Raw genomic sequence first — 13,771 nt, forward strand, 5'->3', positions numbered from 1 at the left:
TAAACACAACAATTGGCCTTGATCCCTTTAAATCAAGTTCAAAGCAATAATAACATAAAACAAGCTAGCACAAAAGTATGCTTATTTTCTGACGACCTACTTAAATCATATAGTTTTGAACAAAAAAAGCTTCTCCAATAAATTGAAGAAGCTTCTGTACTATATAATAAAAACTCTTATTTTACTAAAGAGCTGCTACGTGTTTAGCTAGTTGCGATTTTAAGTTAGCAGCTTTATTCTTATGAATAACATTGTTTTTAGCTAACTTATCAAGCATAGAGATTACAGTTGGAAATAAAGCTTCAGCTTCTTTCTTATCTGATTCACGTAATTTCTTTATAGCATTACGTGTTGTTTTATGCTGATACCTATTTCTAAGACGTTTTGTCTCACTACTTCTAATTCTCTTTAATGCTGACTTATGATTTGCCATCTCTCTTCTATTAAGTTTCTTAATTATAACATCTTGTAGCCCGTAGGGGAATCGAACCCCTCTTACCAGGATGAAAACCTGGCGTCCTAGCCGATAGACGAACGGGCCGTTTTTCCTTTTCAAGGATTGCAAATTTATAGTTTTCACTTTAAACTTGCAATTAATATCAATATTTGTAGCCCGTAGGGGAATCGAACCCCTCTTACCAGGATGAAAACCTGGCGTCCTAGCCGATAGACGAACGGGCCTTATTTGCCTAATTGCGGATGCAAAAATACAACTATTTTTTAATGCTGCAAGTCTTTTTTATTTTTTTATTAAATACCTAATATGCCTTAGCAAATAATACACGAATTTTTGATGGTTTTCCGCTATACACACAAACACCTTCTTCTTCTTTAGCATCAAAAGGTATGCATCGAATTGTAGCTTTAGTTAACTCCTTTATTTTTTGTTCAGTTTCTATTGTCCCATCCCAATGAGCAGAAATAAAACCTCCTTTTCCTTCTAACACTTCTTTAAACTCATCAAAAGAGTTCACCTCAGTTATATGCTCATCTCTGTACTGAGTTGCTTTTTGATGCAAGCTCTTCTGTATCTCTTCTAAAAGCTCACTTACGGTATTTACCACCTCATCTTTAGCTACAAATTGTTTTGTCAATAAGTCTCGACGCGCAAGCTCTACAGTACCTTTCTCCAAATCCTTTGGTCCAATAGCAATTCTAAGAGGAACACCTTGCAATTCATATTGCGCAAACTTAGCTCCTGGCCTATATGTATCACGGTTATCAAACTTTACCGATACGCCTTGAGCTCTTAAATCATTTACTAATTCATTAGCTACCTCAGATATTTGCGCCAATTGCTCTTCTCCTTTATAAATAGGAACAATAACAACTTGAATTGGTGCTAGATTAGGAGGTAGTACTAAGCCATTATCATCACTATGCGTCATAATCAACGCCCCCATCAAACGAGTCGAAACACCCCATGATGTCGCCCATACATAATCTAATTTACCTTCTTTTGAGGTAAACTTAACATCAAAAGCTTTTGCGAAATTTTGTCCCAAAAAATGTGAAGTTCCTGCTTGCAAAGCTTTTCCATCTTGCATTAGCGCCTCTATACAATAAGTATCATCTGCTCCCGCAAAGCGCTCACTCTCCGTTTTCCTTCCTTTAATAACAGGAATAGCCATAAAATCTTCTACAAAATCCGCATATACCGTATTCATTTGATCTGTTTCTGCAATGGCCTCTTCTTTTGTAGAATGAGCAGTATGCCCCTCTTGCCATAAAAATTCAGCAGTACGAAGAAATAATCGTGTACGCATCTCCCAACGAACCACATTTGCCCATTGATTAATTAACAAAGGTAAATCACGATAAGATTGAATCCAACCTTTATATGTGTTCCAAATAATAGCCTCAGAAGTAGGACGTACAATCAATTCTTCCTCTAGTTTAGCTTTTGGATCAACAATAAGCTTAGATGCATCCTCTGGATCTGTTTTTAATCTATAATGAGTCACTACAGCACACTCTTTTGCAAATCCTTCAGCATTTTTTTCTTCTGCTTCAAAAAGACTTTTAGGAACAAACAAAGGAAAATAAGCATTCTGATGCCCAGTTTCCTTAAATTTCTTATCCAATTCTGCCTGCATTTTTTCCCAAATAGCATATCCATATGGCTTAATTACCATACAACCTCTTACCGCAGAATTTTCAGCTAGATCAGCCTTAACAACCAATTCATTATACCATTTTGAATAATCTTCACTACGTTTTGTTAATTTTTTGCTCATAAACTTGTATTTGGCACAAATGTTGCGGCTATGTTAAATATAATTTAATTAGCGCAAAACTAACTAAATTTGTAATGTTCAACAATAAAATACGAAGATATGCGACCTAAAAATTATTTTCACAAAAATATGGCTAAAGGATTTTTACTTTTAGGCTCCATATTGATGTTGACGTCTTGTGGCACCTATGAATATGTACCTTATGGAGATGGGGTTTATAGTGGAACAAATGAGACTAATACCGAAAGACCTCAAAATAACACGGGTAACAACTCAAATTACTACTCTAATTATTTTTCTGAAAAATCAGCTTTTATTGATAGTGCCATCGAGCAAGACCCTGTTTTTACAGATATAGATTCATATTCTAGTGAAGACTATGATGCTGCAGATACTACAAATACAAGACTAAGTTATGAAACAGGACAAGCTTCTTGGGGAAGTAATCCCAGTGAAGTAAATGTAAATATATATAGTACCGGTTGGAACAACTGGGGACCTGGATGGAATCACTGGGGACCAGGATGGGGATGGGGATGGAACGCCGGATGGGGTTGGAATGCTGGTTGGAACAACTGGGGACCTGGATGGGGTTGGAATGCCGGATGGGGATGGAATGCCGGATGGGGCTGGAACGCCCGATGGGGAAGAAATATTGGCTGGGGCTGGAATGCTGGATGGGGAAGCCCTTGGTATGGTGGATTCGGTCGTGGAAACCTAGCCTTTAATAGAGGATACCGAAATGCGTATGCATACAACTCAAGAAACAGATATAATTCGAAATACAATAATAATGCATCTAGATCAAGAAGCAACTCAAATTATTACAACAACAGAAATAGACAAGGATACTCTAGAGGAAATGTAAATGCAAACCGAAGTCGATCCTCTTCTGGAAATTACTCGTCTAATTCGTCGAGATCAAGATCAGCAACGTCGACAAGTAGAAATAATTCTGGGTACTCAAATTCAACATCAAGATCGAGAAACTACTCTTCTTCAGGAAACAATAATTCTTCTAGAAGAAGCTCTGGATACTCTAATGGTAATTCATCGAGAAGTAGAAGTTCTGGATACTCAAGAAGTAGTGGTTCATCTAGCAGAAGCAGTGGATATTCTAGATCAAGAAGTAGCGGATCTAGTGGATCGTCTCGAAGCACAAGCCGAAGCCGAAGCAGATACTAAAAATCAAATAAATTTATTTCAACTTCTTTTCAGTCCTAATAATTATTAGGTCCTATTAAAACGAAGATAAAAAATATGAAAAAGATATTCTTATTCATAGGTATACTATCTATGCAATTTTTGAACGCCCAAGACATTACTGATGCCGTAAGATACTCTCAGCAAGAGATACTAGGAACAGCAAGATATCGTGGCATGAGTGGAGCTTTTGGAGCATTAGGAGGAGACCTTTCTGCTTTACAAATTAATCCTGCAGGATCAGCAATATTCCTAAACTCATTTGGTTCTATTACCCTTTCTGGCGGAAGAGTTGACAATGATGTCTTATATTTTAACGGTTTCAATAACACCAATACAGGCAACGCCAACTTTAATCAGGTTGGTGTAGTTTTCATTCATGATGACTATAATCCCGAATCTACAGGCATAAACAAGCTTACATTGGGGTTAACGTATGATCAAACTACAGACAATGCTGATGAATTATTTGTTTTCGGACAAAGCACTAACTCTATTGACGAACTATTCCTTTCTGAATCACAAGGACTACCATTGGATTTAATTTCTCGAAGAACAGGAGAAACAGTTAATGAACTGTATAGTTTTCTAGGTGAAACAGAGGGATACAGTGCGCAACAGGCTTTCTTAGGGCATGAAACCTTTATTATAGAGCCTACAGACCCCGATGACTCATCGAATACTTCTTATTTTTCTAATGTTGCTCCAGGCGTCTTCAATCATGAATACATCAATACAACGACGGGTATTAATGGTAAACTTACCGCCAATATAGGCGCTCAAATCGATAAAGACTTTTTTATTGGACTGAACCTAAACTCTCATTTTATTAACTTTGATAGGGTAACCGAATTTTTCGAAGGAAATAATAATACAGGGTCAAATATAAATGAAATACTATTCACCAACAGACTATCTACCTTTGGTTCAGGATTTTCTGCTCAAATTGGTGGAATTGCAAAGGTTTCAAAGATGGTGCGTGTAGGTGCTTCTTTTGAAACCCCTACCTGGTACTATCTAGAAGAAGAAACTTCTCAAAGGCTAACAACAGTTAGTGATACAGATGGCACTGCTTTTGCCAACCCAAATGTTATTAATATTTTTCCAGGATATCAAATTACAACTCCAGCAAAAGCAACTGGAAGTATTGCTCTACTTTTTGATAAAAAAGGATTAATTAGCCTAGATTATTCTTACAAAGATTACTCTACAACAAAGCTCAGTTCTGATGAAGGCATAGATTTTTCTTCTATTAATGATAGTATAGAAGAGAATTTACAAGCCGCTTCAACTCTTAGAATTGGTACAGAATGGAGATATTATAACTGGAGTATACGAGGAGGATATAGTTTTGAAGAAAGCCCATACAAAGACAACTTGATTCTGGGTGACAAAACTGGAATCTCTATAGGAACAGGATTCTCATTTGACAAATATAAGTTCGATGTTGCCTATACACATACATACCAAGAACGTCTAGAACAATTTTATCCTAATTCTGCATTTAGCAATGCCGCATTAGTAGAAAACAACACTACTAATTTTACCTTTACATTGGGAATGAATTTCTAAAAGAAAGAATTTACAAATAATTCAGCGTCTACAAAACAACTAGACGCTGGATACCAACCAAAGATTGGATTCCTTTGTAAAAGAAGAGCACAAAGAAAAGCTTATTCTTACCTTATTAAAGAGAAGTTTCCTGTAACAACACGTCTTCTAAAATTTGGATCTGTAGGTTCATTAAACTCGACTCTAAACCAGTAATCAGCAGAAGGCATATTTTTACCGTTATAGGTACCATCCCAACCCTCACCATCTGATCGTATTTGTTTCAACAACTTACCATAGCGATCAAAAATAAAAATTAATGCTGTTGCCGTTTGATCTTCTAGATTAATGACATTCCAGGTAGGATGAAAACTATCGCCATTCGGTGTAAAGTATTTTGGATACCCTACGATCATAAAAGGTTCTGATTGCACTTCACTTTCTTCACAATCTGCATATCTGGCAACTACATAATAATCACCGGGAGGCACATTTTCAAAAATCGGAGATGTTTGTAACTCTCTATATATTCTATATTCTCCCAACCCCAGACTAGCATCATATCTAAACAAACTAAATTCAAAATCCGTAAACTCTGCGTTCACTAACGCTTGTTGAGCTTCGAATTCTGCCGTTACGGTATAACTTCCAGAAAAAGACTCTTCGGTCACAACACCAATTACAGTTCCGTCTAAAACAGCTCCTGATACATCAGCGATAACAATATCATCAAAGCCTGCACTAGAACCGGCACCGGTAAATCCTTCTAATCGATATGTCCCTGGTACGGGGGCTTCATAAAAAGGCGCTACCTCTCCTGCTATTGGATCAAACGTCCCTGCGCCATTTTGCACATACCATTGATAGGTCACTGCTCCATCAAATCTTCCTTGAATAAGCGTAGGAATCACACCACAAGTAGCGATGTTATCTGGCAAACCTTCATCCAAAATAGAACAATCAGTTGTACCAGCTCCGGGTTCATCTAAATTTGTTTGTTGCAATTGAATTACTCCCGACTCATCTGCAAAGTTAGTCATCAAAATAATATAATATTCTCCTGACTGAGCATTAGGTATCGTAAAAGTTTCTGTATAGATTGTTTCTTCATTTTCTATAGGCGTTCTAGCATAACTACAATCCACTATATTCGTATTGTCTTGATCTTCGTAATAAAAAAAAGGGAAATCTGCATTGTTTTCGCATTCAGCAGGACGTATATTCTCTGTATCCCCGTTAAGATCACAACCTTGAGAAAGTATATCACAATCTACATAAAACGTAGTAAACGGTCCCCACGCAATAAAATCAACATCCAGTTGTCGCTCACTACTATCTAACCTACTATCATCATCTGTATCCACCCATTGCTGAATATCGAAAATTAATTCTCCTGGCTCATCTATCCTTAGATAATACCATGCTGGATTTGGTGATGTATTCAAACAACCAACCTCACCATGACCATCAAGATCACTAATCGTATTATTAAAAGTTAACTCTCGTGCTTCATCCGAACAAAAAGGACTCGAAATTCTACATTCTAGATCGTCCTGTGCGAACAACGTAGAACAACCTATCAATAGGAACAAAAAGAAAAAAATCTGGGGCCTTACTTTTACCATGTTCTTATAACGTTAAAAATTACAATTTTTGTATGTCTGTCTAAAATTTGGATTTTAAATATACATAACTTCTCCAAAAAAACTAACATATATAATTGTTTAACATCACTTTTACTCAGGAAAACAACAAAATCGTATCTTTGCACCCCATCATAGTACAAGTATTAGGTAATATCTTGTTTTTTATGGGTAAAAAGTAATACAGCAAAGTATAAGAGTAGTGTTTTTTTAAGCACTTATACAAGTGCTAGATCTTTTTATTTTAATTTTAATGAATACCAAAATTTTGACGTGTGAAAATTGACAAGGCCCTTGAAGCTATTGAAGCGCTAGGTGATAATCATGTAGCTACTAGCGCTACCAATCCTCTTAGAGAAGATGCTTTTAAGCTTAGTGATGCAGAGAAAATTGCTTTGATTAAAGATGATGTAAAACATATTTTAGAGACACTGGGGCTAGATCTTACTGATGACAGCCTCAAAGGTACTCCTCAACGTGTGGCAAAAATGTTTGTGAATGAAATTTTTTCTGGTCTTCATCCTCAACGAAAACCAGATGCTTCTACATTTCAGAATCACTATAAATATGGAGAAATGCTTGTAGAAAAAAACATTACAGTATATTCTACCTGTGAGCATCACTTATTACCTATTGTTGGTAGAGCACATGTAGCTTATATTTCTAATGGAACCGTTGTAGGGCTGTCAAAAATGAATCGTATTGTTGATTATTATGCAAAACGACCTCAAGTACAAGAACGTATGACTATGCAAATTGTTCAGGATCTACAAATTGTTTTAGGAACCAAAGATGTGGCATGTGTTATTGACGCTAAGCACCTTTGTGTAAATTCTAGAGGAATTCGCGATATAGAGAGTAGTACTGTCACTAGTGAATTTGGAGGTAAGTTTAAAGAAAATGCCGTACGAAGAGAGTTTTTAGACTACATCAAATTAGACACCACTTTTTAATTTTATTTTTCAACATCAATCAATCTTAAGCATTAGCACATATTATGACATCTAATCCGTCGTATACAACTCAAGAATTAAAAATTTATAATTCAATTTCAGGAAAAAAAGAAACATTTACGCCAATCACAGAAGGTAATATTGGTATGTATGTTTGTGGCCCCACGGTATACAGCAATGTTCATTTGGGTAATTGCCGTACTTTTATATCTTTTGACCTTGTATTTAGATACCTGAAATATTTAGGATACAAAGTACGCTATGTGCGTAATATTACCGATGCAGGACATCTTGAGAATGATGCAGATGATGGCGAAGACAAAGTGGCCAAAAAAGCCCGTATCGAGCAATTAGAACCTATGGAAATTGTACAGCGATATACACTTGATTTTCATCAGGTAATGTCAAAATTTAATTCTATAGCACCAAGTATTGAACCGACAGCAACAGGACACATTGTAGAACAGATTGAAATCATTAAAAAAATTATAGACAATGGCTTTGCTTATGAATCTAATGGGTCTATCTATTTTGATGTTCAAAAATTCAACGAGACAAATGATTATGGCAAATTAAGCGGTAGAAACCTTGAAGATATGATTGCTAATACCCGAGAACTTACCGCGCAAAGTGATAAGAAAAACCCTCAGGATTTTGCATTATGGAAAAAAGCTGAGCCACAACATATTATGCGTTGGCCTTCACCATGGAGTGATGGTTTTCCCGGGTGGCACCTCGAATGTACCGTAATGAGCACAAAATATCTAGGAGAGCGCTTTGATATTCACGGGGGAGGAATGGACTTAAAATTCCCTCATCACGAATGTGAAATTGCGCAAGGAGAAGCAGCTTGCGGTCAAACTCCTGTAAATTATTGGATGCATGCGAATATGCTAACCCTAAATGGGAAAAAGATGTCTAAGTCTACAGGAAACACCATATCGCCTGGTGAATTATTCTCTGGTAATAATGACATCCTGAATAAAGCTTTTGATGCTTCTGTTGTTCGCTTTTTTATGCTTCAGGCTCATTATCGAAGCATCCTTGATTTTTCTAATGATGCACTAGAAGCATCAGAAAAAGGGTTCTATAAATTGATCGATGCTGTCAAAGCTATTGACACCTTATCTGCAAATACCAAAACAGAAGGGTTCGATATAGAAAAATGGACAACCTCTTGCTATGATGCAATGAATGATGATTTTAATAGCCCAATACTTATTGCCAAATTATTTGATGCAGTAAAATTCATAAACACCGTAAAAGAAAAAAAAGCTACTATTTCGGCATCTGATTTAGCAATCTTGCATAAAACAATGCATGGGTTTGTGTTTGATGTGCTCGGTTTGGTAAATACTGCTGAGACCTCTTCTGACCTTGGTGATAAACTAACCGGTACAGTAGAACTGTTAATTACTCTTAGAGCAGAAGCTAGAGCGAATAAGGACTTTGCAACTAGTGACAAAATTAGAGATGAACTCCTAGAAATGGGAATTCAACTAAAAGATAGTCGCGAAGGCACTAGTTTTTCTTTAAACTAAATTATTTTGAAATCGAAAATAACAATACAACGAATCCTTATTACTCCTTTTGTTGTATTGGTAAAATTTTATCAGCATGTCATTTCGCCATTAACACCGGCGGCATGTCGTTACCAACCCACATGCTCACATTACACTATCGAAGCCCTACAAAAGCATGGGTTATTAAAAGGAAGCATGCTTTCTTTAAAACGAATTTTTAGTTGCCACCCTTGGGGAGGAAGTGGATATGATCCTGTCCCCAAGGTAGAGGATCCATTAGAAAAAAAGAGTCGCAAATAACACATTGATAATTGTTTTATAGTATCCATAATTTGTTTTAACTCTTGATTTCTGATTCTCGTTTAAATACCTATATTTACTTTCATAAAATAAAACTCATACATGATCCTATCAAAAATTATTTGGAATCCGGTCGAAGGAATTGATCTTGGCTTTTTTGTTATTCGTTTTTACAGCCTGATGTTTGTAATCGCCTTTTCGTTAGGATGGTATCTCATGAAAAGAATTTATATCCGTGAAGACATTTCATTAGAAAAACTTGACTCGATCTTTATATACGCTGTAATTGCCACACTTTTAGGTGCGCGATTAGGCCATGTATTCTTTTACGATTGGGACTATTATAAAAATAACCTCTTAGAAATTATTTTACCTTTCAGATTCAAACCCGAATTTGAATTTATTGGATTTCAAGGCCTTGCTAGTCATGGAGCAGCAATAGGAGTTATTATAGCGATGTATTATTATGCTAAGAATGTAATTAAGAAAAAGTTGCTATGGGTTTTAGACAGAGTTGTAATCCCTGTAGCTTTTGGAGGAATTTTTGTAAGAATAGGAAATTTTTTCAATTCAGAGATTAACGGAAATGAGTCCGGGGATTTTGCTTTAGGAGTCAAATTTGTCAGAGATGGACTCAGAAAATCTGAAGTAATCAAAGAAACAGGAATAAAAAACATAAATGATGCGTATGCAGCAATTGCAAATGACCCAAAATATATTGAATTATTAGAAGCTATACCCTATAGACATCCGGCTCAGTTATATGAAGCTTTCGGATATATTTTTGTAGCCATTATTTTATGGCTTATATACTGGAAAACGGACAAAAGAAAATATTCAGGATTTCTTTTTGGAGTATTCCTAGTACTTCTCTGGACAGTGCGATTTATTGTTGAATTTGTCAAAAAGAGCCAAGGTGGCTTTGAAGATTCACTCGGAGAATCCTTATCCACAGGACAATGGCTAAGTATCCCCTTCATTATTGCAGGTATATTTTTCATAGTACAATCTTTAAAGAAAAAAGAAGATATTGGTTAGTTTCTAAAACCGAAAAACAAAGAAAATCAATAGAAAAGAAAATTCTTCTTGATACTAAAAAAAACATCTTCTCGTTGTGTATACCATAACTTGAAGATTTTTTTTATGAAAACCCAAAGCATAAGAATCACAATAGTAGCTTTATTAGTAACATTCTCTATCGTTACAGCTTGTGAGTCTGAATCGAATCCTACACCAGAAACCGAATCTGATGAACTCATTGATGAAGAGACCCCTGATAATGAAGAAGAAGGAAATGGGGAAGAAGGAAATGAAGAAGAAGGAAACGAGGAAGAAGAAAACGATGATGAGGATAACAACGAGGACGAGGAGGATGAATCTGACACCGATAATCCTACTGCTTCTGTAGTAGAAACTCATGGTAGATTACAGGTTTCAGGAAATAAAATCCTTGATAAAAACAACGATGTTATCCAGCTTAGGGGTATGTCTTTATTTTGGAGTCAGTGGATGGGACAGTATTATACTGAAGAGGCTATTAGCTGGCTAAAAAATGATTGGAATTGCAACATAGTAAGAGCGGCTATGGGTGTAGAGGATTCTGATGGATACCTATCGAACAAAGAAACAGAAAAACAAAAAGTTTTTACAGTTATTGATGCCGCTATAAAAGAAGGCATCTATGTAATTGTTGATTGGCACAGTCATCATGCAGAGGACTATGTCAACGAAGCAAAATCTTTCTTTGCTGAAGTTGCTCAAAAATATGGAGACTCTCCTAATTTGATTTACGAAATCTACAATGAACCCCTTAATGTTTCATGGACAGAGGTTCTAAAACCATATCATGAGGAAGTAATTGCTAGCATTAGAGAGTTTGACTCTGACAACTTAATCATTTGTGGAACACGCACATGGTCTCAAGATGTAGATGAAGTCATCGGTAACACTATCAACGACAATAATGTCGCGTATACCCTACACTATTATGCAGCTACCCACAAACAATCCCTGAGAGATAAAGCTCAGAATGCGATAAATAACAATATTCCCATTTTTGTCACAGAATACGGAGTATCAGAAGCTTCTGGAGATGGCTCTATTGATGAAAACGAAGCTAGAACATGGTGGGATTTCCTAGACCAAAACAAAATATCTTGGTGCAATTGGTCTATTGCTGATAAGGATGAACTCTCAGCTGCTCTTAAACCTGGGGCTAGCGGCTTAGGGGGTTGGACTGAAGACCAACTTACTACTTCTGGTGCCATGGTTAGAAATGAGATTATCTCGAAAAACCCTTAATCTTTTATTAATGGATACTATAAATCAAAGAAACACTGCTTTATATTAAATCGCATAAACAAAAAAGAAGACCCTTTGGTCTTCTTTTTTGTTTATGCGTATGATTTCTTAAAACACCTCATTGGATTCTTTTAGTTTCTCAGTATTAGAAACTAACTGAAGTTCATCAATAATTTTTTGAATATCTCCATCAATAATATTACCTAGATCATATAATGTTAAACCAATACGATGATCTGTGACACGGCCTTGTGGGTAATTATATGTTCTAATCTTTGCAGATCTATCTCCTGAGGATACCATACTCTTTCTTTTCTCTGAATCTGCTGCTTGTTTTTTTGCCAATTCCATTTCATATAATCTCGATCTTAAAACTTTCAATGCTTTTTCGAGATTCTTATGAGATGACTTCTGATCTTGACAACTTACAATCATTCCTGTAGGTTCATGATGCAATTTAATCGCAGAATAAGTTGTATTTACAGACTGCCCTCCTGGCCCTGTAGATGTTGTACGCTCAATACGAACTTCTGTCATATCTAACTCTACATCAAACTCTTCTGCTTCAGGCAACACCATTACTGTAGCCGCACTGGTATGAACACGACCTTGAGTTTCTGTTTGTGGCACTCGTTGAACACGATGTACTCCTGCTTCAAAACGTAATGTACCATATACATCTTCTCCATTAACTTCGAAGATAATTTCCTTGTAACCACCGCTTGTACCTTCATTAAGATCCACTACACTAGTTGACCAACCTTTACCTTCGCAATATTTTGTATACATACGAAAAAGATCTCCTGCAAAAATACTTGCTTCATCACCTCCCGTTCCTGCTCTTATCTCGACTACGCAATTCTTAGCATCTTCTGGGTCTTTAGGAACCAGCATAAATCGTATTTTTTCTTCTAACGCCGGCAACTCTTCTTTTGCTTCTTCGAGCTGCATTTTGGCCATATCTACCATTTCGGCATCACTGCCATCTGCTATAATTTCCTCTGCCTCTTTAATATTATCTGTAAGTTCAATATAGCGTTCCCGCTCGTCCATTATGGCCTTAAAATCCTTGTACTCTTTATTGAGTCTTACATATCTTTTTTGATCCGCAATAATATCTGGCTGAATGATCAAATCACTCACCTCGTCAAATCGTTGCTTTACAATATTTAATTTATCAATCATAATTAGATACTCCTGTATGTAGAATATACAAAAGTACGCTTTTTTAGCAAAAGCTCATATTACATATTGATTTTCTAAGATAATACTATTCAAATATCGAGTACCAAAAATTGCTTTCTAAACAATGATACTTCCTAAACACTTGTGATGTATTACAACTTCTTCTTAAAGCCCACAAAAACAACATATAATGACATTTGCTTAATTTTGGTATAGCAAAAAGCTACTAATTACATTAACAACAAAAGAAGTTATAGTATTTGTGATAATTTTAAGCTACAAAAGATATTCTAATACGTCACAGAGATTACACTAGAACGCCCGTTTAATTTAATACCGCACAAACGCTTTTTGATTCACTTGTACCTGTACAAAATCCATAATTAACGTGCCAGGTTGCAATTTCATCAAACTACTTTCATACCCCAGAATAGAACAAAAAATAGTAACTTTAGGGAGTAACAAAGAAAAAATGACCAGTCTAGATAAAATCATGACCTTACATCCTAAAGGTAAGAACGGAGTCAATATTGATAAAAATAAATATGACATCATTAGAGCCTTTATTATAAAAACTATTCAGGAACATAAAGAAATTTCTTACTCAGCTTTAAATGATCTTGCCGTAACAAAACTTACCAATTCTTTTGAAGGAAAAGTAGTTTGGTATATTGTAACTGTTAAATTGGATTTAGAAGCCAGAGGAATCATAGAGCGGATACCAAAAACTAGCCCTCATAGATTACAAATGAAAAATTAGCCTAAAAATTAATCTTATGTTTCTTATGTTATGTGACTAAAAAACATACCATATTCTTAAGACTAATAGTATATAAAGGATCGGTTGGTGGCCTTTAAAGAAGAATAAAACAACC

12 protein-coding genes and 2 tRNA genes are annotated in these 13,771 nt (G+C 35.8%); 8 read left to right on the forward strand and 6 right to left on the reverse strand.

The features are described from left to right. Positions 1-184: 184 nt before the first annotated feature. The 4 genes from rpsT to proS all read right to left on the reverse strand — a co-directional run bounded on the left by rpsT (position 185) and on the right by proS (position 2,237). Positions 185-433 carry a 30S ribosomal protein S20 gene (gene rpsT / locus DZ60_RS0108895; RefSeq protein WP_025741741.1) on the reverse strand — a complete coding sequence of 83 codons (249 nt, stop codon included), beginning with the start codon at positions 431-433 and terminating at the stop codon, positions 185-187. 36 nt (positions 434-469) lie between these two features. Continuing rightward, positions 470-541: transfer RNA gene (locus DZ60_RS0108900), tRNA-Glu, on the reverse strand. 68 nt (positions 542-609) lie between these two features. After that, positions 610-681 (reverse strand) — tRNA-Glu (locus DZ60_RS0108905). A 77-nt stretch (positions 682-758) separates the two neighbouring features. Continuing rightward, positions 759-2,237, reverse strand: a complete 1,479-nt coding sequence (proS, locus tag DZ60_RS0108910; protein WP_025741742.1) for a proline--tRNA ligase — start codon at positions 2,235-2,237, stop codon at positions 759-761. 129 nt (positions 2,238-2,366) lie between these two features. Between proS and DZ60_RS22755 the strand changes: the two genes are divergently transcribed. Both DZ60_RS22755 and DZ60_RS0108920 read left to right on the forward strand, forming a co-directional pair. After that, the gene (locus DZ60_RS22755; protein ID WP_025741743.1) at positions 2,367-3,422 is read left to right on the forward strand and encodes a hypothetical protein; all 1,056 of its coding nucleotides are present in this window, start codon (positions 2,367-2,369) and stop codon (positions 3,420-3,422) included. Between the two features lie 75 nt (positions 3,423-3,497). Continuing rightward, positions 3,498-5,012 carry an OmpP1/FadL family transporter gene (locus DZ60_RS0108920; RefSeq protein WP_025741744.1) on the forward strand — a complete coding sequence of 505 codons (1,515 nt, stop codon included), beginning with the start codon at positions 3,498-3,500 and terminating at the stop codon, positions 5,010-5,012. A 107-nt stretch (positions 5,013-5,119) separates the two neighbouring features. Here DZ60_RS0108920 and DZ60_RS0108925 read toward each other — a convergent pair whose 3' ends face one another. Further along, positions 5,120-6,616, reverse strand: coding sequence for a T9SS type B sorting domain-containing protein (locus tag DZ60_RS0108925; RefSeq protein WP_025741745.1), 1,497 nt, complete (start codon positions 6,614-6,616; stop codon positions 5,120-5,122). Positions 6,617-6,909: 293 nt separating this feature from the next. On the opposite strand from DZ60_RS0108925, the gene folE reads away from it, so the two are divergent. From folE to DZ60_RS0108950, 5 genes are all read left to right on the forward strand, one after another. Next, entirely contained in the window at positions 6,910-7,587 is a 678-nt protein-coding gene (gene folE, locus DZ60_RS0108930; RefSeq protein WP_025741746.1) for a GTP cyclohydrolase I FolE, read from the forward strand. A gap of 44 nt (positions 7,588-7,631) precedes the next feature. Further along, positions 7,632-9,128 carry a cysteine--tRNA ligase gene (cysS, locus tag DZ60_RS0108935; protein ID WP_025741747.1) on the forward strand — a complete coding sequence of 499 codons (1,497 nt, stop codon included), beginning with the start codon at positions 7,632-7,634 and terminating at the stop codon, positions 9,126-9,128. 24 nt (positions 9,129-9,152) lie between these two features. Beyond that, on the forward strand, positions 9,153-9,410 hold the full coding sequence (gene yidD / locus DZ60_RS22760) for a membrane protein insertion efficiency factor YidD (protein ID WP_051477619.1): 258 nt from the start codon (positions 9,153-9,155) through the stop codon (positions 9,408-9,410). Between the two features lie 102 nt (positions 9,411-9,512). Then, entirely contained in the window at positions 9,513-10,448 is a 936-nt protein-coding gene (lgt, locus tag DZ60_RS0108945; protein WP_025741748.1) for a prolipoprotein diacylglyceryl transferase, read from the forward strand. A gap of 105 nt (positions 10,449-10,553) precedes the next feature. Continuing rightward, complete coding sequence (locus DZ60_RS0108950; RefSeq protein WP_025741749.1) at positions 10,554-11,711, forward strand: glycoside hydrolase family 5 protein; 1,158 nt, start codon at positions 10,554-10,556, stop codon at positions 11,709-11,711. A 108-nt stretch (positions 11,712-11,819) separates the two neighbouring features. Here the strand turns inward: DZ60_RS0108950 and prfA are convergent, their stop codons facing one another. Further along, positions 11,820-12,896 (reverse strand): peptide chain release factor 1, encoded by a 1,077-nt coding sequence (gene prfA, locus DZ60_RS0108955; RefSeq protein WP_025741750.1) that lies wholly within the window; start codon positions 12,894-12,896, stop codon positions 11,820-11,822. Between the two features lie 388 nt (positions 12,897-13,284). On the opposite strand from prfA, the gene DZ60_RS22765 reads away from it, so the two are divergent. After that, entirely contained in the window at positions 13,285-13,656 is a 372-nt protein-coding gene (locus DZ60_RS22765) for a DUF6958 family protein (protein ID WP_025741751.1), read from the forward strand. The last annotated feature ends 115 nt before the right edge of the window (positions 13,657-13,771 follow it).

Source organism: Aquimarina pacifica (assembly GCF_000520955.1).
GTDB classification, from domain to species: domain Bacteria; phylum Bacteroidota; class Bacteroidia; order Flavobacteriales; family Flavobacteriaceae; genus Aquimarina; species Aquimarina pacifica.

Bases quoted from the DNA above. Each gene is read 5' to 3' on its own strand.
- rpsT (WP_025741741.1), bottom strand. From the start codon at position 433: ATGGCAAATCATAAGTCAGCATTAAAGAGAATTAGAAGTAGTGAGACA.
- proS (WP_025741742.1), bottom strand. From the start codon at position 2,237: ATGAGCAAAAAATTAACAAAACGTAGTGAAGATTATTCAAAATGGTAT.
- DZ60_RS22755 (WP_025741743.1), top strand. From the start codon at position 2,367: ATGGCTAAAGGATTTTTACTTTTAGGCTCCATATTGATGTTGACGTCT.
- DZ60_RS0108920 (WP_025741744.1), top strand. From the start codon at position 3,498: ATGAAAAAGATATTCTTATTCATAGGTATACTATCTATGCAATTTTTG.
- DZ60_RS0108925 (WP_025741745.1), bottom strand. From the start codon at position 6,616: ATGGTAAAAGTAAGGCCCCAGATTTTTTTCTTTTTGTTCCTATTGATA.
- cysS (WP_025741747.1), top strand. From the start codon at position 7,632: ATGACATCTAATCCGTCGTATACAACTCAAGAATTAAAAATTTATAAT.
- lgt (WP_025741748.1), top strand. From the start codon at position 9,513: ATGATCCTATCAAAAATTATTTGGAATCCGGTCGAAGGAATTGATCTT.
- DZ60_RS0108950 (WP_025741749.1), top strand. From the start codon at position 10,554: ATGAAAACCCAAAGCATAAGAATCACAATAGTAGCTTTATTAGTAACA.
- prfA (WP_025741750.1), bottom strand. From the start codon at position 12,896: ATGATTGATAAATTAAATATTGTAAAGCAACGATTTGACGAGGTGAGT.